The organism is Rhizobium sp. BG4 (assembly GCF_016864575.1).
In the GTDB taxonomy this organism is placed as follows: Bacteria; Pseudomonadota; Alphaproteobacteria; order Rhizobiales; family Rhizobiaceae; genus Rhizobium.
In genome coordinates, this window is record NZ_CP044127.1 from 590904 (window position 1) to 608514 (window position 17611).

At 58.7% G+C, this 17611-nt stretch carries 19 protein-coding genes and 3 pseudogenes; 9 read left to right on the top strand and 13 right to left on the bottom strand.

Annotated elements, in window-relative coordinates; translation table 11 throughout:
* Positions 1-32: 32 nt before the first annotated feature.
* Together F2982_RS31935 and F2982_RS30480 are read right to left on the bottom strand one after the other, a co-directional pair.
* A pseudogene (locus F2982_RS31935) lies at positions 33-185 on the bottom strand (AraC family transcriptional regulator); the annotation flags it as partial.
* A 16-nt stretch (positions 186-201) separates the two neighbouring features.
* Positions 202-1023 (bottom strand): alpha/beta hydrolase, encoded by an 822-nt coding sequence (locus tag F2982_RS30480; RefSeq protein WP_130279645.1) that lies wholly within the window; start codon positions 1021-1023, stop codon positions 202-204.
* A 114-nt stretch (positions 1024-1137) separates the two neighbouring features.
* On the opposite strand from F2982_RS30480, the gene F2982_RS30485 reads away from it, so the two are divergent.
* Positions 1138-2064, top strand: a complete 927-nt coding sequence (locus F2982_RS30485) for a LysR family transcriptional regulator (RefSeq protein WP_203431291.1) — start codon at positions 1138-1140, stop codon at positions 2062-2064.
* Between the two features lie 455 nt (positions 2065-2519).
* On the opposite strand, the gene F2982_RS30490 is transcribed toward F2982_RS30485, so the two are convergent.
* Both F2982_RS30490 and F2982_RS32255 read right to left on the bottom strand, forming a co-directional pair.
* A complete protein-coding gene (locus F2982_RS30490; protein ID WP_130279647.1) occupies positions 2520-2795 on the bottom strand; it encodes a hypothetical protein in 276 nt (91 codons plus the stop codon).
* Positions 2796-3521: 726 nt separating this feature from the next.
* Positions 3522-3716, bottom strand: a complete 195-nt coding sequence (locus F2982_RS32255) for a type IV toxin-antitoxin system AbiEi family antitoxin domain-containing protein (protein WP_348652533.1) — start codon at positions 3714-3716, stop codon at positions 3522-3524.
* Positions 3717-3983: 267 nt separating this feature from the next.
* Here F2982_RS32255 and F2982_RS30500 point away from each other — a divergent pair, with 267 nt between their 5' ends.
* The 4 genes and pseudogenes from F2982_RS30500 (at position 3984) to F2982_RS30515 (ending at position 7041) form a co-directional block, all read left to right on the top strand.
* Complete coding sequence (locus F2982_RS30500) at positions 3984-4214, top strand: hypothetical protein (protein ID WP_203431292.1); 231 nt, start codon at positions 3984-3986, stop codon at positions 4212-4214.
* A 158-nt stretch (positions 4215-4372) separates the two neighbouring features.
* Positions 4373-4585, top strand: a complete 213-nt coding sequence (locus F2982_RS30505) for a hypothetical protein (protein WP_203431293.1) — start codon at positions 4373-4375, stop codon at positions 4583-4585.
* A 251-nt stretch (positions 4586-4836) separates the two neighbouring features.
* Positions 4837-5387, top strand: a pseudogene (locus F2982_RS30510) (transcriptional regulator).
* A gap of 130 nt (positions 5388-5517) precedes the next feature.
* Entirely contained in the window at positions 5518-7041 is a 1524-nt protein-coding gene (locus F2982_RS30515; RefSeq protein WP_203431294.1) for an aldehyde dehydrogenase (NADP(+)), read from the top strand.
* A gap of 416 nt (positions 7042-7457) precedes the next feature.
* Here the strand turns inward: F2982_RS30515 and F2982_RS30520 are convergent, their stop codons facing one another.
* The 4 genes and pseudogenes from F2982_RS30520 to F2982_RS30530 all read right to left on the bottom strand — a co-directional run bounded on the left by F2982_RS30520 (position 7458) and on the right by F2982_RS30530 (position 9450).
* Positions 7458-7649: a hypothetical protein gene (locus F2982_RS30520; RefSeq protein WP_199629809.1), complete on the bottom strand. Its 192-nt coding sequence runs from the start codon at positions 7647-7649 to the stop codon at positions 7458-7460.
* Positions 7650-7806: 157 nt separating this feature from the next.
* Positions 7807-8673 (bottom strand): annotated as a pseudogene (locus F2982_RS30525) (nucleotidyl transferase AbiEii/AbiGii toxin family protein).
* Entirely contained in the window at positions 8660-9007 is a 348-nt protein-coding gene (locus F2982_RS32260) for a type IV toxin-antitoxin system AbiEi family antitoxin domain-containing protein (RefSeq protein WP_348652534.1), read from the bottom strand. The pseudogene F2982_RS30525 and the gene F2982_RS32260 overlap by 14 nt, the downstream one beginning before the upstream one ends.
* On the bottom strand, positions 8899-9450 hold the full coding sequence (locus F2982_RS30530) for an AbiEi antitoxin N-terminal domain-containing protein (RefSeq protein ID WP_348652535.1): 552 nt from the start codon (positions 9448-9450) through the stop codon (positions 8899-8901). Before F2982_RS30530 ends, F2982_RS32260 begins: the two co-directional genes overlap by 109 nt.
* Before the next feature lie 500 nt (positions 9451-9950).
* Here F2982_RS30530 and F2982_RS30535 point away from each other — a divergent pair, with 500 nt between their 5' ends.
* Together F2982_RS30535 and F2982_RS30540 are read left to right on the top strand one after the other, a co-directional pair.
* Positions 9951-10310 carry a hypothetical protein gene (locus tag F2982_RS30535; protein WP_203431295.1) on the top strand — a complete coding sequence of 120 codons (360 nt, stop codon included), beginning with the start codon at positions 9951-9953 and terminating at the stop codon, positions 10308-10310.
* Positions 10307-10642: a hypothetical protein gene (locus tag F2982_RS30540; RefSeq protein WP_112720119.1), complete on the top strand. Its 336-nt coding sequence runs from the start codon at positions 10307-10309 to the stop codon at positions 10640-10642. Before F2982_RS30535 ends, F2982_RS30540 begins: the two co-directional genes overlap by 4 nt.
* Before the next feature lie 102 nt (positions 10643-10744).
* Here the strand turns inward: F2982_RS30540 and F2982_RS30545 are convergent, their stop codons facing one another.
* Positions 10745-11476: a GntR family transcriptional regulator gene (locus F2982_RS30545; protein ID WP_112720120.1), complete on the bottom strand. Its 732-nt coding sequence runs from the start codon at positions 11474-11476 to the stop codon at positions 10745-10747.
* Between the two features lie 225 nt (positions 11477-11701).
* On the opposite strand from F2982_RS30545, the gene F2982_RS30550 reads away from it, so the two are divergent.
* Both F2982_RS30550 and F2982_RS30555 read left to right on the top strand, forming a co-directional pair.
* A complete protein-coding gene (locus F2982_RS30550; protein WP_203431296.1) occupies positions 11702-12715 on the top strand; it encodes an SIS domain-containing protein in 1014 nt (337 codons plus the stop codon).
* Between the two features lie 84 nt (positions 12716-12799).
* Positions 12800-13612, top strand: coding sequence for a PfkB family carbohydrate kinase (locus F2982_RS30555; protein WP_203431297.1), 813 nt, complete (start codon positions 12800-12802; stop codon positions 13610-13612).
* Between the two features lie 66 nt (positions 13613-13678).
* On the opposite strand, the gene F2982_RS30560 is transcribed toward F2982_RS30555, so the two are convergent.
* The 4 genes from F2982_RS30560 to F2982_RS30575 are packed head-to-tail and all read right to left on the bottom strand — an operon-like array spanning position 13679 to position 17595.
* Positions 13679-14425 (bottom strand): amino acid ABC transporter ATP-binding protein, encoded by a 747-nt coding sequence (locus tag F2982_RS30560; RefSeq protein WP_130279657.1) that lies wholly within the window; start codon positions 14423-14425, stop codon positions 13679-13681.
* 17 nt (positions 14426-14442) lie between these two features.
* The gene (locus tag F2982_RS30565; protein WP_203431298.1) at positions 14443-15327 is read right to left on the bottom strand and encodes a DMT family transporter; all 885 of its coding nucleotides are present in this window, start codon (positions 15325-15327) and stop codon (positions 14443-14445) included.
* Positions 15317-16288, bottom strand: coding sequence for an amino acid ABC transporter permease (locus F2982_RS30570; RefSeq protein ID WP_112720125.1), 972 nt, complete (start codon positions 16286-16288; stop codon positions 15317-15319). Before F2982_RS30570 ends, F2982_RS30565 begins: the two co-directional genes overlap by 11 nt.
* A 26-nt stretch (positions 16289-16314) precedes the next feature.
* Entirely contained in the window at positions 16315-17595 is a 1281-nt protein-coding gene (locus tag F2982_RS30575; protein ID WP_112720126.1) for an FAD-binding oxidoreductase, read from the bottom strand.
* Between the last annotated feature and the right edge of the window lie 16 nt (positions 17596-17611).

Consider the following 17611-nt stretch of genomic DNA (forward strand, 5'->3'; position numbering starts at 1 on the left):
GGCACCCAAAAATCGACTGGCATGGTCGCGGCAGGCGTGATACCTAGCGCCTTCTTGAACACGACGATGAAGGCCGTCGTCGATTCATACCCCAGGTCGCCTGCCACCCGATGAACCGTCGCACGCCGGAGCCCGATGACGAGATGGAGGTGGCGTCGTCAACGGCTGAAGCTCGACATAAGCCCTTCTGGCCTCGGGCCATTATTGGGACCTGATGAACGAGAGCAGGTCGGGGTTGAGAACATCCGCATGCGTGGTTAGCATGCCGTGGGGGTAGCCTGGATAGGTTTTTAGCGAGCCGTTCTTGAGCAGGTTGACGGCGCGCGGCACTGAACTCGCGAACGGGACGACCTCATCAGCCTCGCCATGCATCACCAGCACCGGCACGGTGATCTTTTTAAGATCCTCGGAATAGTCTTCGAGCCAGGAGTCGACTGTCGCGTAATGGGCAAGAGCGCCGCCAGCCATGCTCTGGCGCCACCAGTTCGCAATGACGGCTTCCGAGGGTTTGGTACCATCGAGTTTATAGCCGTAGAACGGATTCTCAGCGACGAAACGGTAGAATTGCGACCGGTTGCCCAATACGCCTGCCCTGATCGCTTCGAACCATTCCGGCGCCTGGCCCGTCGGGTTTTCCTCGCTCCGGTACATGTTTGGCGTCAATGATGCGACCAGTACCGCTTTGGCGACACGTTCCTGGTGACGAGCTACATAACGAGCAACCTCGCCCCCGCCTGTCGAGTGACCGATATGGATCGCTTCATGCAAGTCGAGATGTTCCGTTAGCGCCGCAAGGTCTGCAACCCATGTGTCCATATCGTTTCCGGTGCTCGGCTGATCGGACCGGCCGTGGCCGCGGCGGTCATGTGCGATCACCCTATATCCATGATGAAGGAAAAACATCATCTGGACATCCCAGTCGTCCGCTGTCAGCGGCCAGCCGTGGCTGAAAACGATCGGCTGACCTGATCCCCAATCCTTGTAGAAAATGTTTACGCCATCCTTCGTTGTAATCGTTGGCATCGATCCGCTCCTTCGGGCTGCCCGCTATTTGCAGCTGGACCGTAGGTTCTTCTTTGCGGCGTGACAAAGACCTTGTAGGCTCCGCCTATGCTTGAAAGGTATAGCGAGGGCACGATGGAGCTTCGGCATTTGCGTTATTTCGTTGCAGTGGCTGAAGAGGGCAGTTTGTTGACAGCAGCCCAACGTCGGCTCAATACGTCCCAGCCCTCGTTAAGTCGGCAAATCCGAGACCTGGAACTCGAGGTTGGTGCACAGCTGTTTGACCGGCAAGCCCGGGGTGTCTCGCTCACGCCGGCGGGACGTGTTTTCCTTGATCACGTACGCTTCGCGCTCCTACAGGTAGAGGCAGCTGTCGATGGAGCCCGTCGCGCGGCTGAGCCGCAGAGACCCTCGCTCTCAATAGGTTTCCTCGTAGGTTTGGAGGTTACATGGCTTCCTCATTTATTGCGCATCCTGCGAGAGGACACACCGGACATCGAAGTCACCTTGTGCAGCCTGTCGTCTCCGGAGCTCGCTGTTGCGCTGGTGCGAGGGAAATTGGATGTCGCATTTCTTCGCCGCGAACAACATAGCATGGGCCTCAAGTTTAAGCTGCTTACCGAAGAACCATTGATCGCAGTGCTGCCAGCAGGTCACCGGCTGGCGTCACGCAAGAAGATCTCGCCCAAGGATCTTGCATCCGAGGTCTATGTCAGCTCAGCGCGGACCTCACCAGTCCTTCAGGACGTAATACTCGACTATGCGTCGAAAGCGGGGATCGCTCTCAAGGCAAGATATGAAGGTGAAAACATTTCGTCGGCAATGTCGCTTGTCGCCTCGACGGGCGGAGTGACACTGGTCCCGCTATATGCGCAGAATATCTTGAGCCCAAATGTCGTCGCGAGGGCGCTCGATGGTGTGCCTCCTACGGTCGAGCTCACGCTCGGATACAATGAGGCGAATTCGTCACCGTTGCTACAGGGGCTTCTGTCTCGTGTCGATGAATTGACCGAAAGTGTTCGTAATCAGAGCGTCATTCAATACGCAGACACCTCGCAATAGGCATGCGGCGTGAGTCGGATACTTGCGTCTATCTGATGCGTTAGGGTTCTGGTTTTGTTGAGTTCCCAATTGCTCTTGAAACGATATTGCTCGCCAGATGTCGTCATAGATCGAATCCGTGCGGTGAATGAAAACCCCGAATCCCATGCTCGATCACCCACCATGGTGACCGCGCTTTAGACCAGGGAGATCAGTAACCGTGCATGGGCCCGAGTCTCGTACAGCCTTTGATCACCGGGCACTTAGTTTTCGCATGTACAGAGGATCGGTGTCATCAAGCTGACATCTGCATCCATGCGCTCGAGAACCTTTGCCGGAAAAAATAAGGATCATTTATGTAGCTTTGTGACGTTTTCGGCCGGCGGCGCTGGGCTTCCCCACCACACGAAGTCTTTGGGCGAGGACACCCAGGACGACCGGCTGCCCGAGACCGCTGTGGAAGACACCGCTTGTGATCAGTGAATAGTGTGGCTCCCTCCGCTCCCATGCTCGAACTTGGCAAGAAGATGGATAGCATCTCGAACCACAGACTCGGCTCTCTCCGGGTCGTCTGTCGCGATGGTCTCGGCATCCATCTGAAGGCGATTGCCGAGTTTAGCCAGATCTTCCCAGAGAGGATCATCTTCATGTTTCGCGATTGAGGCCGACATCAGGAGGCTTTCAGCCAGGGTCTCTAGGAAAGCGACGCGTTCCTCCGTGCTCATGTCGTCGAGTCGTTTCAGGTCCGCCATGATGGCTCCTCGGAAGCATTGGGCCGAGGAGCTTGGAAAAGACCTCTTCTTCGGTAACTAGGCGGTCGCCCCCGATATCAAGCCGCGAGCCACCACATAGGGAACCGTGAGGCAAACCGGTCGTTTTGCGAAAATGGCTACGAAATCTCTCCGACTTATAATGCCCTTCAACTCGATGAGTGACCGTCCCTATCGCTCCATTCCAACGAATGTGGGACTGAAGACAGTCATTCGCGCTGAGGACGCAGGGCTCATACAGCGGGCAGCCGATCTTTGACCGACTTCGCCGTGTTCGCTAGTGCGTTAGCCATTGGAGGTTAGCGCCTCGAGACAGGGTTGGATGACCTTCCAGGCGCCGCCGGCCTTCGCGGCTTGGGCGATCGCGCTTGGAGTTGCCTTGCGTTGCTGGAGAGCAGCACGCAGGCCTTCGACAGCAACCGATCGGTCCAACAGTTTGGGTTTCGGAACAGATCAGCAAGGGTTTTCGGGATCGAATACACCGGAACGTCACCCCGGCGATTACCTGATGTTCAATGCCCTGTTGCAGATACGGTGTCTGAAGCGGGCCGTACGCAGCGGTGGATAGGACTGCACGGGCGCCCAATCGCTGGTCCCGATCGCTATCCAGACCCGCCGCGGCATCTGATGGGTCAGTCCGTGGAAGGCGAGCGCCGACACCCGAGCGATCACGCCTTTTGGCGCAAGCATGATCGCTTCAGCGAGGATCTAGTTCTCTTCGATTTCCACGTCACGCTTCTGATAAACGCCGCGCGAGATACAGTCGATTTCACCGCCCTCGACGGCGCGCGCGATCGTTTGTCCGCTGATGCCGGCCTCGCGCAGTTCATGTGCATGCATCATGCTGCGCGCAGCGAGCAGGCTTCTGAGTTTTGCTCTTTGAGACTCTTGCACTGATGGCATGTTACAAATCCTCTAACGGTTCGCAATCTTATCAGAGGTTTTGTCACTCATCATCCCGCATTGGCGAACGATAGAAAACGCCTCCAGCGAGCTCGGATCCTCTGCTGGAATGTCTTTTCGATTCATTCGCCGCCAGCAGCGAGAGTGAAGAACCGTCATCTGCATTGAACGGGCGTGTTGTGATCGTAAACAAGAATGAAGCACAACGACGCCATTACCGGGAACTTGCTCCGCGCCTGCGAGTTCCGTTCCATAAGGAGTAAGAGCATGACCAACAATTCAATCCCAAGCTCTGCAAAGCTTCCGCCGAAGGCTTTGAGCGAAGACACCCATGACAACGAACTGCCGGAGACAAACGCCGACGACCGCCGCGCGCCGCCGGTAAATATGGGCAGCAGCCGCGAGGCCGGTGACGGCGTGACGGACGCCGATCCCACCACAGGCCGTGCTGATGCGAAGGACCGCATCCCTGCCCCGCAGACCGCCAACCGGGAATAGTCTCGTGTAGTTGCGTAAGCGTTACACGAACACCAACGACTGCAGGCGGACCATCAGATCTACCCGAGGCCGTCCTTAGGGAAATGACGTTCGTCCACCGGCATGGGGAGACGTATCCTCTGACGGATCGTCCCGCCACCTACGATTAGGAAAAGGAGATGTCCAAGATCGATACCAACGACGCCCCGAAGGATAGAATCAAACAGAGCGGCGCAGGTCTTCCTGATGATCCCGGCCAGCCTATCGGAGCCACAGAGGAGGAGGCGCTCCGAATAAGGGCTAAGCTTGGCACCTCAGACGACGAAGAACGCAAGGATGACGTCCGCGAAACTGCGGCGCAGCTTGCCAGACCGAAACACGGCACCGCATGATGCCGGGGACGTTTTCTGCATTGAGCATATTCGCCTACGATCTCGATGACCGAGGCGAGCCCATACAAGCATGGGAGACCGTCGTCAGCGGCACAGAAGAAGAGGCCATTGCCGAGGCAAAAGAAGCTGCGAGCCGCCACGCTGGAGTGTTAGTCGTGCGGCGAGACGGCCGTCCCGCAGTCGGAGAAGAGGGCGACCCCGTGGTCGTCTTCCGGGCTGGGAGAACTGGCGACTTCGACTAGAGATCGACCATGATCGTATTCCTGGATTTCGAAGCTTCCTCGCTCAGCAAGCATAGCTATCCGATCGAAATTGCTTGGGTGTTCGAGGACGGCCGGTCGCGGTCTCTGCTCATCGCTCCGGAGCCGAACTGGACGGACTGGTCGGAAACCGCAGAAGGCATTCATGGCATTTCCCGAGAAAAGCTTGCTGATCAAGGCGTCCCGGTTTCGTTGGTGGTCCAAGAGATGATGGCAACGCTGTCCGATCATGATCTCTACGCGAGTTCGCCGTCATGGGACGGAAAATGGCTCAGCGTCCTGCTTCGCGCCGGGGGGTTCCGAGACACAGTCTGCGGGTGCGAAAGTCCGACGATCTCTTCGTGGAGGTTGCCTTGATGCTGATTGAAGACAGAAATGTGCGTGGCGTTGACGCCGCTGCGCTCGTCGCAAAAGTCATTGCGCGGAGCGAGCCTGCTAGACCGGCCCACCGCGCGCTTCAGGACGCCGCCCTAGAACTTGAAAGATTGCGTCTGATGCGGGAGGCTATCGAGAGCTTGGCTATCGCGCAGGCGCGCACCTGAAACGCCTTGACATGGAAAAAACCGGATACCGCAAATTCCCGGAAAACACCCTCCAATGATCGAAGCGGGTCGAAATGTCCAATGAGCGAGACTATATGAAAAGTCATACTTTTCATCGGAGGTGTTTACAATGGCAATTAAAGGGAACCTTTTGATCGCAGGATCAGAAAAGCGCGGCTCGAGCGGCGAGTTTTCGGGGATCGAAGCTGCGACCGGAAGGTCCCTGGCCGTTTCTTTCGGGGGCGCCGCGCCTGCCGACGTCGAGGATGCTACCCGTCTGGCGTGGGAGGCCTTCAGCATCTATCGCGAAACGGACCTCGAAGCGCGAGCCTCATTCCTCGAGACGATAGCGACCGAGATCGAAGGCGTCGGCGATGAGCTGGTCGAGCGCGCTATGGCCGAGACTGGCCTTCCGCGCGGGAGGCTGGAGGGGGAGCGAGCCCGTACGACCGCCCAGCTTCGGCTGTTCGCAAAGGAGGTCCGCGAAGGCCGGTTTCAGGAGCTCCGCTTCGACGCGGGCGATGCCTCGCGAAAGCCGGTGCCCAAGCCGGACCTTCGCCTGCGCAACATTCCCATCGGGCCTGTCGCCGTCTTCGGCGCCTCGAACTTCCCTTTGGCCTTTTCGGTTGCGGGCGGCGACACAGCCTCAGCCTTGGCCGCCGGCTGCCCGGTCGTCGTAAAGGCCCACTCGGCGCATCCAGCAACGTCCGAACTCGTGGGGCGCGCAGTACAGCGTGCCGTCCAGAAAGCCAACCTGCCCGTTGGTACGTTCGCTCTTCTGTTCGACACGGGCTTCGACGTGGGGCAGCAGCTGGTCGCCGACCCGAGGATCCGCGCGGTCGGCTTTACCGGCTCCCGCAAAGGTGGGACCGCACTTATGAAGATCGCATCCGAACGCAAGCAGCCGATCCCCGTCTACGCCGAGATGAGCAGCATCAACCCGGTCATCCTGTTTCCGGGAGCGCTTGCTAATCGCGCCGAGGAGATCGCGACATCTTTTGTCTCGTCACTGGCGCTCGGCGCCGGCCAATTCTGCACGAACCCCGGTCTCATCCTGGCCGTACACGGTAAGGGGCTCGACGCCTTTATCGCGAGGGCCAGGGAACTGCTGCCGGAGACCGGGGCGCAGACGATGCTGACACCGGCCATCGCCAAGGCGTTTCGAGAGGGCGTCGGCCGCCTCGAACGACATGCCGAGGTTTCCATGCTCGCCAAGGGAAAGTCCGGCGGCAAGTACGACGGAGTGGCCGCGCTCTTTGAAACGTCGGCCGCCTCGCTCCTCGCACATCACGAACTGCAGGACGAAGTCTTCGGCGCGGCCGGGCTAGTCGTGCGCTGCAAGGATTTCGATGAGCTGGAGAAGGTGATTGACGCTCTCGAGGGCCAGCTCACCGTCGCGTTGCATGTCGACGATAGCGATATCGACGACGCTCGACGTCTTGTTCCGAAGCTTGAGATGCTGGCGGGGCGGCTGCTCGTCAATGGCTTCGGCACCGGGGTTGAGGTGTCGCCTGCCATGGTGCACGGCGGCCCCTATCCGGCGACGGCCGATGGCCGTTCTACCTCGGTCGGAACACTCGCAATTTATCGGTTTCTGCGACCGGTGTCCTATCAAGACTTTCCAGAAGCGATCCGCCCGATCGCCTTGCGGTAACGATCTGCGCGCGGTCCCCGTGGGACCGCGCGCCAACCTTCTGAAGCGCTCTGCTGTGGCGCGGGACGCGCAGACAAATTATCGTGACCCATGGTTAAGAATGCGCAGTCCATCGTCGTGGAGACTTCACCAAGGTCGGCGCGGTACCATTCTGCTTGCCCTGGGGAAGATCTGCTTTGAGAGAGGACGGGATCGAAAAGCGTAGAAGGACGAGGCTGCGCTCGACAGGTCGAGATCCGCGGTTAATTGCAATTGCCCACCATGCAGAGGTATGGCCCGAAGGTGATTAAGCTCGGTCGAGTTTGCCAATGAACGACCGCAAGGCCGCGGAGTGATCGTGCAGCACATAGCGGAGTTCTTGCTCGGGCGAGGAGTTCGCTACCTATTCGCAAATATCAGATCGCGCAAACCATCTGTCATTTCCGGGCTAGGACTCTAGCCGCCGCACTAAGTATTTCGCTGAACGAAAGCTTTGAAACGTTGTCAGCGAGATTGAGGGAGGCAATCAACGGATCTTCAACCGCTTGTCCGACTTCGTCATGCGGAACAGAGGCGCTCAACTGATCGAACCAGGCCTTGTCCGTAACGCCGACGAAGAGACGGACCAAGGATTATCCTCTCATCTCGGCTGTGTTTGCAAGCTATGACGTTCTGGCAATCCACATCGTCAGTGCTGCAGCCCGAGAGCCAGCTACTGCAGAGCATAGCTTGCAGATCGTGGTCTTGTTCCTTTTCACTTCGGCGTCCCCATCCCTCCTCCGTATCTCATGTCGCAAGCACCCGCCCGAGATCAGACAACAGCTTTTCGCGTCGGCCCTCCGAAAGTTTGGCCAAGTTGTCGACTTTCCAGCGCACCGCCGGCAAGTCCGCGGCTCCAGGCACGCCTAGCAAGTCCCACTCTGGCTCGCGGGCCTTGAAGGAGAGAAGAAAGCGCCGGTGCTCGGCAGCCATCTTGCCAACGACCTCTGCGATTAGAGCTTAACGAGCATCGTATAGCGCCTCCAGGGTCACGGGCTCTTCCGTCATGCCGGCAAACCCCGCGTCAAACTCGTGGCGCAAATCCTTGCGCGTCGGCGCCAAGACCTCGCCCATCGGCCTGTTGTGGCTCAGGATGTAGACAATGAAGGCACGCCGCAGCTCATCGGATATTCCCTCATTCGCGAGCAGACGCCTGATATCGAACAGATCTCGTGGATGCTGCCGATCCAAGGCTGCGACGATCTTGCCGGCGTAGAGGTCCGGGAAGGACACAACAGGCACCTCGGCATATCCGAAGAGCTCTTCGACCCGGTCGCAAACCGCCCGTGTCTCGGGAGAGTAGACGCAGCCACGAATGACAGACGTCACCTCGATTTTGATCTGTACGCCGTCGGAGGTAACCAGCACCTTTGTTGCATCGGATATTCTGGCAGCAATCCGCCGTATGGCGGCATCGATATTGGCGAGAGAAGTCGCGCGATCTTCGACCGGCAGATAGGTCAGATCGATATCGACCGATAGACGTGGAAGGTCTCTAACGAAAAGATTGATGGCCGTGCCACCCTTCAATGCAAAGACGTTTTCCTCTGCAACGAGCGGAAGAACTCGAACAAGGAGGCTGACTTGCGCGCGATAGGCTTCAGACGCCGGCATCGAGTGTCTCCGGCACAGTGATCTGATACTTGCTGTCCAGCCGCCCGCCGACCACGATCTGGCGCTTGCCACGACCGAGGTCGATACGTTTGAGATCGAGCCGGCCGAGCCATGGATGGGCGTGCCGCTCGGCAAACCAGAGGAACAGCCGCTTCACCTTTACGCTGCGGCACGCTTCCAGCACGGCCTGAACCCGCTTCGGGCTTAGAGTGCGAACCGACTCCATTAGAACGTCCGCTTGATGGAACGTCTCCCGGGATGGGAGCAGGTCGAGAAGCTCGCAAAATGCTCGCTCCGGCGCGGAGACATGAAGCTCCCACCCCAGTGTCCCCATGCCAGGCGCGTCCTTCCAGGTGCGTCGGCATCAAAGAGCTTGTCTGCCTTATGTTCGACGAACTGAGCGTCGGTCGGTATCCGCTCTACCCAGCCAGGCAGACTGCCATAGGCATAGAGGTGGATTTCTGGCTTGCCTGAAAAGCGGAGGTAGTGCGTCAGGCCTTGTAGCTCGAGGGCACTGCGGCCGCCTACGTGCACGGATTTGCCCAGAAGTCGCTGGAGCGAGATGATCACGCGCTGCCAGGCTATCGCCTGATCAACGTTGCCGGTCGGTCGCTGATAGACGCCACGAACGACACCTTCCAGCCAGCCCTGCGCCACGTATTTTTCGCGCCACTGCCGACGGTATCCGTGTTTTTCCAGCCACGCGGTGTCAACCAGCAGCCCCTCGGGGACCAGGCGGCGAAGTTGGTTTATCTTTTCGTTTTTTTGACCTACCATTAGTAGGTAAAATTAGCATGAGTCCAAACTGCGAGCAAGTTCGAAGTTTCGCATTTTCGACCCATCAACGGTAGGCAAAAAAACCTAACATTCAAACTAGCAATGCACGGCCGACGAGAAACAAGCGAGCCGACCGAGCCGGGCCGCTTACAAGCCGTTATACGCGAGGAGAGCAAAGTCAACTAAAGGTTCTCTCAAGACCCGTTAAACTCTGCATCTTACCGACCGAGTGCCCGCTGTCACGAGCCAACTGCGATTGCTGTTAGCGGGTTCTGAGGCACGGGATGAAGTCGTGTAACCATTTCGGTCGTAGCCGCTTGGTGCCGAAGACGTGGACCACTCGGGGCGTCCGAATGAAACATATGAGCGCTCACGGTCATGGGTGACCCTGAGGGCCCTTCCTTGTTTCTTGCCCGTGGAAATTGTTTTCATCGGAACCATGTCGGCTCATCGACATTCCCCTTTCCGAGCGCGGGCCGTGTCAATCGGACGTGACAGGGATGGTGAACATCACGGTTTTTCCGATTTCCCGTGATGGCCAACGAAATGGCAGACGAGCGCCCCACCTGTCCGGCATCGCCTCACCTCTTCTTGCCGGAGTTCACATGATCGACGATCGTCTACACGTCGGGCCCGTTGAGTTCTGCTGCCAGGAAGTGGTTCTTGTCCGTTCAGACGGCATACCGCGCACGTGGGATGACGCCAATGCTTTCACCGCACATAGAAACTGGCGCGATGGTCTGCGAACGCAGTCTAGCGTCGACCGTTTCAGGCGCGCCGACGAAACCGAAGTCTTCGGAACGATGGTCACTGGAGGCTACCGGCTGCGCTGCGTCGATCTTCGCGGACAAGACGGATGACGGCAAAACAGGTTCATGAGAAGGCGTTCCTTGAGACGCCCGACGGCCGTTACATCATCGTTCGCGGACGCCTCTGGAGAAAGACAAATCCCCGTCTGCCTGAAGAAGAGCGAAAGCTCCTCGTGTCAAAACTGATGTCGGCAAGGAGGGCCGTTAAGGAAGCAGTCGGACGAGCCGATGAGCTTCACACCGCAAGGACAGCAGTTAACGCCGCAAAGATTGCGCTAGGGGAGCGCGGACCCGTCTGGTGGACAGATGGAGCGCCGGACTTAAATCGACATTTGGTCAAGAACACCCCTTACGCCGACTGGTTCGAAGGCGCGAGAGGCTGAAACATTTGCCGCGCGCAAGGTCTGGGAAACCCTTGCAGGAGACAAAGCAAAAAACCGGCTGGACGATGTCGACATGCCCGGGTGATCTTCGAAAGAGCTTGTCTACTTTCGCACGAGGCTAAAGGAAAAGTGGCTGCCCCGGTGATAGTCAATCGCGTAGATCACCGGCACGCCGGAAGCGTTGAAGCATGTCTCGGTGATCAGCAGCGCAGGCCCGAAATCCCTCAGATCGTGGCGTTCGATGACATGTTCGGGAAGCATGACGGCACTAACCGAAGCCGAGGACATGCGGGGACGCTGCTTGTATTGATCGAGCAGCGACAGCAACGAGCCGCTCCAGTCGATGTCATAGAGACGCATCGGAATGATGCTGCGAGGCACGTAGTCGACGCAGTACATGATGGGCTCATCATTTTCGAGGCGCAGGCGTTCGATACGGATGACGCGATCCTTGTCGCCAATTTGCAGGTGCTTTGCGGTTGTCGCTTGCGGCTCCTCCTCCGAAATCGACAGGACCTTATTGATCGTCTTATAGCCATAGGCTCGCGTCATGTCGGTGACGCTTTCAAAGACCGTGATCGGACGGTCAACCTGAACTGCGGAGATCGCTGAAACGAAGCGGCCGCGGCCATGCTCGACGTATATCTCCCCTTCCTGTTCGAGCAGCTTTAAAGCTTCCCGAAGGGCTGGCCGTGAGACATTGAAACGCGCCGTCAGCTGGGCTTCGGTCGGCAATCTGTCACCGGGCTTCAAGCCCTTGTCACGGATAAGCTCGGCGATGCGGTCGCGCAGCTGGATGACAATGGTGCGCGTATCGCGAATGGAATCGTCCAATCCAATGCCTCACTTGGTTCCATTATGGTCCTTTTTCTTGTCTGACGAATTTTGCCAGGTCAAGGCGTTCCTGTCGAGCCGCGCGGGCTGCCAATCACTTTAATGCGGCTGACCTGACCCTGGAGCTCGCTTGACACCCGCAACGGAAGATGTCAGTTGTCTTACAACATTGAAAGCGTGCTTCCGAAACGACGCCATACGGCGTCATCAACCGATGAGAGTTACATGTTAAATTTCGACGAGCAGCGGTTCCTGCGTATCCAGTCTGGCGCTGTAGGCCTGGCCCCCCGCATCGACGATGTGATCTCCTCCTGCCTTGAGGCTGGAGCCGACAACATCTTCTTCCTAGGCACTGGGGGCGCGGGCATCCTGATGCAACCGGCTGCCCAGCTGCTACAGCGCAGGTCGCGCTTCCCAGCATTCCTTGATCTCACCGCCGAACTCTTCGTCGGCGGGTCGGCAAATCTCACCAAACAATCTATCGTCGTCATGCCTTCGCTTTCGGGTACGACGAAGGAAAGTGTCGCGCTGCTGGCCAAGCTGAAGGAGGTGGGTGCGACGGTGCTGACGATGGTCGGCCACGAGGAGACGCCTCTCGGCAAGGGTGGGGACCATGTTTTCGTGAACTTCGCCGAGGACGATACTTCCTGCGAATCCTTTTATCTGCAGTCGCTCTTCATCGCGCTATCAATCATGAAACACCGTGGCGAGATCGCCAATTATGATCAGCTCAAAGCAGAACTGACGCAGCTGCCAGCCTTGCTTCTGGAAGTGAAGCGGACCTTCGAGAGCAAGGCGGAGGCTTACGCCAAAGCCTTCGCCGGCTCGGACTACCACATCGTCACCGGCGCAGGAAATGTCTGGCCTGAAGCCTTCTATTACGGCATGTGCATTCTGGAAGAAATGCAGTGGATCCGTACCCGCCCGGTCCACGCCTCCGATTTCTTCCACGGCACGCTGGAGCTGGTCGAGAAGGATGTCAGCGTCATCCTCTTCAAGGGCGAGGATGCCTATCGTGCGTTGGCAGAACGCGTCGAAAATTTCGTGCCCAACTACACGGATAAACTGACTGTTCTGGATACCGCCGAATTCGAGCTCCCGGGCATATCGGCGGACGTCAGGGCGCTCGTATCGCCGATCCTGCTTGCAACCGTTTTGGAACGGATAAGCGCGCATCTCGAAGTCATGCGCAATCACCCGTTGACGACGCGCCGCTACTACAAGCGCGTCGCATATTGATCTGCTAAGCTCAGCGCAAGCCGCGACACGATCGTGTTCGCGGCTTGCGTCCGTGTAAAGCCAAGCATCAAAGGTAGACCTAGAATGGGGCATTTTCGTTTCGCAGCCGTTGGCGACAATTGCGTGGACCGTTTCCAGGCGCCGATCAACCAGTCGCTGATCGGCGGCAATGCCGTGAACGTCGCACTACAGCTTGCTCGTCTTGGACACAGTTCCTTTTATTTTGGAGCGGTTGGCAAAGACGTTGATGGTGAGCGCACGACGAGGGCATTGAAAGATAATGGTGTCGAAACGTCGTGTTTGCAGCTGCGTCCAGGCAACACTGCCTATACCAACATCGAGCAAACCGCCTCTGGCGACCGGATCATTGCCTATGAAGATTTCGGCACATGCGCCGGTTACAGGCCGAGCGAGGAGGACATCGCTGTCCTCAAGACCATGGACCACGTGCATCTCGGCTGGCTGGATGACGCCGGTGAATTACGGCGCAGACTTTCGAGCGAAGGTGTGAGCCTGTCCCAAGATATTTCCGTCAACGCTAACCCGGAGAACCTCGGCGTCGCTGGCCTGACCGTGGCCTTTGCCTCGGCTGGCGCGCGCGGCGCGCCGGCCGAAAGCTTGCTCTCCTATCTGCTTGCGAATGGCGCCGCTTGTGCGGTCGTAACCTGCGGGAGCGACGGTGCGCTGGCGCGTCGCGGAGAGGAATTCGGGGAATCCTCAATCGCGCCGGTCACGGTCGTGGATACGACCGGCGCGGGCGACAGCTTCATCGCCGGATTTCTGGCGGCCTTCGTGGCACAGCAGCCGCTCGTCGCCTGCCTGGAACAAGGCCGCGACTGCGCGGCCATCACTTGCACCCATGTTGGTGGATTTCCCCAGCAACCGCTGCCGCTATAGCTTCTCCGCAAACAGCGACAACAACAAGAAGGCGGCAGGTCATTCGATCTGCCGCACCTTTCAGGTTCAGTGCAGGATCTGGCTGAGGAAGAGCTTGCTGCGGTCGTTTTGCGGGTTGTCGAAGAACTCGGCAGGCGCTGCCTCCTCCACGATCGCACCGCGGTCCATGAAGATCACTCTGTCGGCGACCTGACGGGCAAAACCCATCTCGTGGGTGACGCAGACCATGGTCATTCCCGTTTCGGCGAGTGACACCATGGTCTCAAGCACTTCCTTGACCATCTCCGGATCAAGCGCCGAGGTCGGCTCGTCGAACAACATGACCTTCGGCTGCATGCAGAGAGCCCGGGCAATGGCGACGCGCTGCTGTTGACCGCCGGAAAGCTGGCCCGGATATTTGCCCGCCTGCTCGGGAATGCGCACACGCTCGAGATAGTGCATGGCGATTTCCGTCGCCTTCTTCTTGTCCATCTTCCGAACCCAGACGGGAGCCAGAATGCAGTTCTCAAGTATCGTGAGGTGCGGGAAGAGGTTGAAGTGTTGGAATACCATCCCGACTTCGCGGCGGATGTCGCCGATATTCCTCTCGTTTTCCGAAAGCTCGGTACCTGCGACGACGATACGACCTCGCTGATGCACCTCAAGACGATTGATGCAGCGGATCAGCGTCGACTTGCCCGACCCCGAGGGGCCACAGATAACAACGCGCTCACCCTTGCGGATCGTCAGGTTGATCTCGTTCAGAGCGTGGTATTCGCCGTACCATTTGTTGACACCGGTAAGCTCGATTTCAGGCCGCGGATTGAACGTCAAGTCATATTCTCCCTAGACTATTTGAGCACAAGCCAGCCGGAGAAGATGATGATGACACCTCCGACGATGGTGTAAGTTTCAATCGGAGCACCAAACAGCACTGCTCCGTAGAGGCAGCCCCAGACAATCTGGCTGTATTGGAAGGCTGCAACGACCGACGCGTCGCCGATACGGAAGGCCCGCACCAAAAGAGCATGGCCGACGTAAAGCAGGGTTCCAGCGAGAACAGCGACCAGCAGCGCGCCCGGTCCGATGGCATCGAACCCGCCGGTCGCCATCGCAACAATGAAGGCCGTGACGGTCAGCATCACCAGCATTGTTGCAACGAGCGCATCGTCGGATTCCTCGGATCTCGTCTTCCGCAACAACGCGAGCGAGAGCGCAAAGAGAAGAGCGGAGCCGATTGCCGCCATGTGGCCAAAATTGAGCGCAACGGCACCCGGTCGCAGCGCCACCGCGACGCCTGCAAAGCCGAGCCCCACACCAAGCCATCCGATCAGCGACAGCCGTTCGCCAAGAAAGACGACGGCCAGAATGGCAACAAGAACCGGAGAGAGGAAAGCAAGGACATAAGCTTCAGCTAGAGGCAGCGCTGCAAACGCGTAGTGGATCAGCAGCGTATCACCGGCAAGCAACAGCGCGCGTATCAGCGCCAGTCCCGGCTGCCGGGGTACGAGTTCGCCCAGCCGGCGGGTGAATACTGCGCGGCCGCTGACGAGGAGGAGCGCCGCCAGGGTGATGAGGAAGGTGACTTGCGGAACCCGGAACTCGGCGCTCAGGAGTTTGACGAGCGCGTCGGTGCCGGAAAAGGCTGCAAAGGCGGTGATGACAATGGCTGCGGCCCGCAGGTTGGCGTTGGCGCCGGTCCCAACTGCCGACGCCGACCGGATGCTATCGGACATTGAAGCGGCCAAAACGTTCTTCGATCCTGGCCTGGAGGAACTCAAGGCTAATCGACAGGAGCCAGTAGATCATCGAGGCGGTGATCAGCATTTCGATGTGGCGGAATTCCGTTTGGCCTTGGGTGCGGGCGAGATACATGATTTCCCACACACCGACGACGGAAACCAGCGACGAGTCCTTCAGCATGGCGATGAACTGGTTGCCCGTCGGCGGAATGATGACGCGCATCGCCTGCGGCAGGATAACGAGAAACATCGTCTGGTTGGGACTTAGGCCAAGGGCGGTAGCACCTTCCGACTGGCCGCGCGGAATGCTCTCGATGCCGGCGCGGAAGATCTCCGTCATATAGGCGCCGTAGCAAAGCGAGAGCGCCAGAATGCCGGCTGGAACGGCGCCGATGACATATCCGACCTGCGGCAGGCCGAGATAGATGATATAGATCTGCATCAGGAGCGGCAGGCCGCGAAAGAGTGAGGTGTAGAAGGTCGCAAGACCATAGACAACGCCGTTCTTCGAGAGTTTTGCGATCGCACCGGCAAGCGCAATGACCGTAGCGATAACGATCGAGATCGCCGAGATGTAGAGTGTTGTCGTGACGCCCTGGGTGATCAGGAAGCCAATCTTCTTGGCGATGAAAGCAAAGGACAGATCGAAGGAGTAAAAGAACATCATCAGCAGAGCGAAAAGCTCTACCCAGACACCGACGATCTGGTGGCGCCGAGAAAGAAGCCGCAGAAGCCTGACGTTGACGGCGATAATGAGCGAGAGCAGGACTGCCGAAACGACGCGGCTTGTCTGAGGGCTGTCAGAGACCCAGCCGATGGCGACCGGAAGGAGCTTGCCGATCCAGGCCGAGCTGACGCCGAGCGCATAGAAAAGTGCTGACAGCAGCGCCAGCATGAGAAGGATGCCCGTGCGTCTCGTGGCATCCGGATAGTTCAGTATCAATCTTCCAAACATTCGGATTTTCTCCCGCGGCGTTTTCTTCAGGCGGCTCTCTCTCGCCACCAGTCCTGCGCCTGCAATTTCCAATAGGTAAGCTGTGCCGCCGCCAGCCCCGCAACGCCGCCGGCCCAGACGAGTCCGAAGGGCTGGAAGAGGCGGTACCGGTCGGATTGCCCGAGAATGCCCTCGGCGACCACCTTGCCGCCGATTGCCGTGGTGTTGAGGCCATGGCCCCCAAACGCGGTACAATGCCAGACCCCTGGCATCATCTCGCCGATCTGGGGCATCAGGTGGCGGGCATAGGACATCAGGCCCGACCAGGCGAGCTCTGTCTTCAGTCCGCTCAGCTGCGGATAGGTGCCGACCATCTCGTGGCGCAATTGACGCGCGAGGGCGCCAGGCGATGCGGCGCGCGTTGTGATGCGACCGCCCCACAGCAGACGCTTGCCTCCGTCCACGAGCCGGTAGTAGTCTCCAGCGCGGCGATTGTCGCCCACTGCGCAGGACGTGGCGATTGCCGTGGAGATCAGTTCCGGGTTTTCCTCGGAGATCATCACGTAGGTTGCAATCGGCAGGAATGAGCGCTTGAGCCTGCCCACGAGGCGACCCGTATAGCCGCCGGTGGTCAGAACGGTCCGACGCGCCCTGACCCGCCCGCCGGCCGTCGTTACAATCTTTTCGGCGCTGGCAAGCTGACAGTCAATTGCGGCCGAGTTCTCATAAATGCGCCCGCCCAGCCGCTCGATTTCCGCCGCCACGGCCCTCAGATAATTGAGCGGATGCATGTGGAAGGATTTCTCGCTGCGCAATGCCTGGAAGTAACGCTCAGACTTCAGCATGGTGCGAACCTGATCGCGATCCATGAATTCCAGTTCGCTGCCGTAGTCGCGGTTCATTTCCTCGGCATACAGCTTGAGGCTTTCGCCGCCGTCGTAGCGCAGTGCGCTGATGATGCCGCGCTGCGGGTTGGCATCGATGATGTCGAGATCGCAGATGGTGTCACGAACGAACTCGACGCCTTCGACAGATAGACGATGGATATTCTTGGCGGCCTCGTCGCCGACGACGCGCGCAATCGCTGAATTGTCTGTGGCAAACCCAGCGCTGACGAAACCACCGTTGCGACCGGAAGCACCGAAGCCCACGGATTCAGCTTCGAGCACCAGGACAGAAACGCCAGCGCGCGCAAGCTGCAGCGCCGTGGTGAGGCCGGCAAGGCCCGCGCCTACGATCACCGTGTCGCACTCTGTCGGGCCGCTCAGCGCAGGGCGAACGGTGGTGTCTGTCATGGTGCGGCGGTAGTAGGTGTCAGGGTAGGACATGGTGGCTCTTTCAGGA

What these genes read in the sequence shown, in the direction of transcription:
- F2982_RS30535 (WP_203431295.1), top strand. Translation starts at nt 9,951, where the DNA reads ATGGTGAACATCACGGTTTTTCCGATTTCCCGTGATGGCCAACGAAAT.
- F2982_RS30575 (WP_112720126.1), bottom strand. Translation starts at nt 17,595, where the DNA reads ATGTCCTACCCTGACACCTACTACCGCCGCACCATGACAGACACCACC.
- F2982_RS30480 (WP_130279645.1), bottom strand. Translation starts at nt 1,023, where the DNA reads ATGCCAACGATTACAACGAAGGATGGCGTAAACATTTTCTACAAGGAT.
- F2982_RS30565 (WP_203431298.1), bottom strand. Translation starts at nt 15,327, where the DNA reads ATGTCCGATAGCATCCGGTCGGCGTCGGCAGTTGGGACCGGCGCCAAC.
- F2982_RS32260 (WP_348652534.1), bottom strand. Translation starts at nt 9,007, where the DNA reads ATGGGGACACTGGGGTGGGAGCTTCATGTCTCCGCGCCGGAGCGAGCA.
- F2982_RS30515 (WP_203431294.1), top strand. Translation starts at nt 5,518, where the DNA reads ATGGCAATTAAAGGGAACCTTTTGATCGCAGGATCAGAAAAGCGCGGC.
- F2982_RS30485 (WP_203431291.1), top strand. Translation starts at nt 1,138, where the DNA reads ATGGAGCTTCGGCATTTGCGTTATTTCGTTGCAGTGGCTGAAGAGGGC.
- F2982_RS30500 (WP_203431292.1), top strand. Translation starts at nt 3,984, where the DNA reads ATGACCAACAATTCAATCCCAAGCTCTGCAAAGCTTCCGCCGAAGGCT.
- F2982_RS30505 (WP_203431293.1), top strand. Translation starts at nt 4,373, where the DNA reads ATGTCCAAGATCGATACCAACGACGCCCCGAAGGATAGAATCAAACAG.
- F2982_RS30555 (WP_203431297.1), top strand. Translation starts at nt 12,800, where the DNA reads ATGGGGCATTTTCGTTTCGCAGCCGTTGGCGACAATTGCGTGGACCGT.
- F2982_RS30490 (WP_130279647.1), bottom strand. Translation starts at nt 2,795, where the DNA reads ATGGCGGACCTGAAACGACTCGACGACATGAGCACGGAGGAACGCGTC.
- F2982_RS30530 (WP_348652535.1), bottom strand. Translation starts at nt 9,450, where the DNA reads ATGGTAGGTCAAAAAAACGAAAAGATAAACCAACTTCGCCGCCTGGTC.
- F2982_RS30570 (WP_112720125.1), bottom strand. Translation starts at nt 16,288, where the DNA reads ATGTTTGGAAGATTGATACTGAACTATCCGGATGCCACGAGACGCACG.
- F2982_RS30550 (WP_203431296.1), top strand. Translation starts at nt 11,702, where the DNA reads ATGTTAAATTTCGACGAGCAGCGGTTCCTGCGTATCCAGTCTGGCGCT.
- F2982_RS30540 (WP_112720119.1), top strand. Translation starts at nt 10,307, where the DNA reads ATGACGGCAAAACAGGTTCATGAGAAGGCGTTCCTTGAGACGCCCGAC.
- F2982_RS32255 (WP_348652533.1), bottom strand. Translation starts at nt 3,716, where the DNA reads ATGCCATCAGTGCAAGAGTCTCAAAGAGCAAAACTCAGAAGCCTGCTC.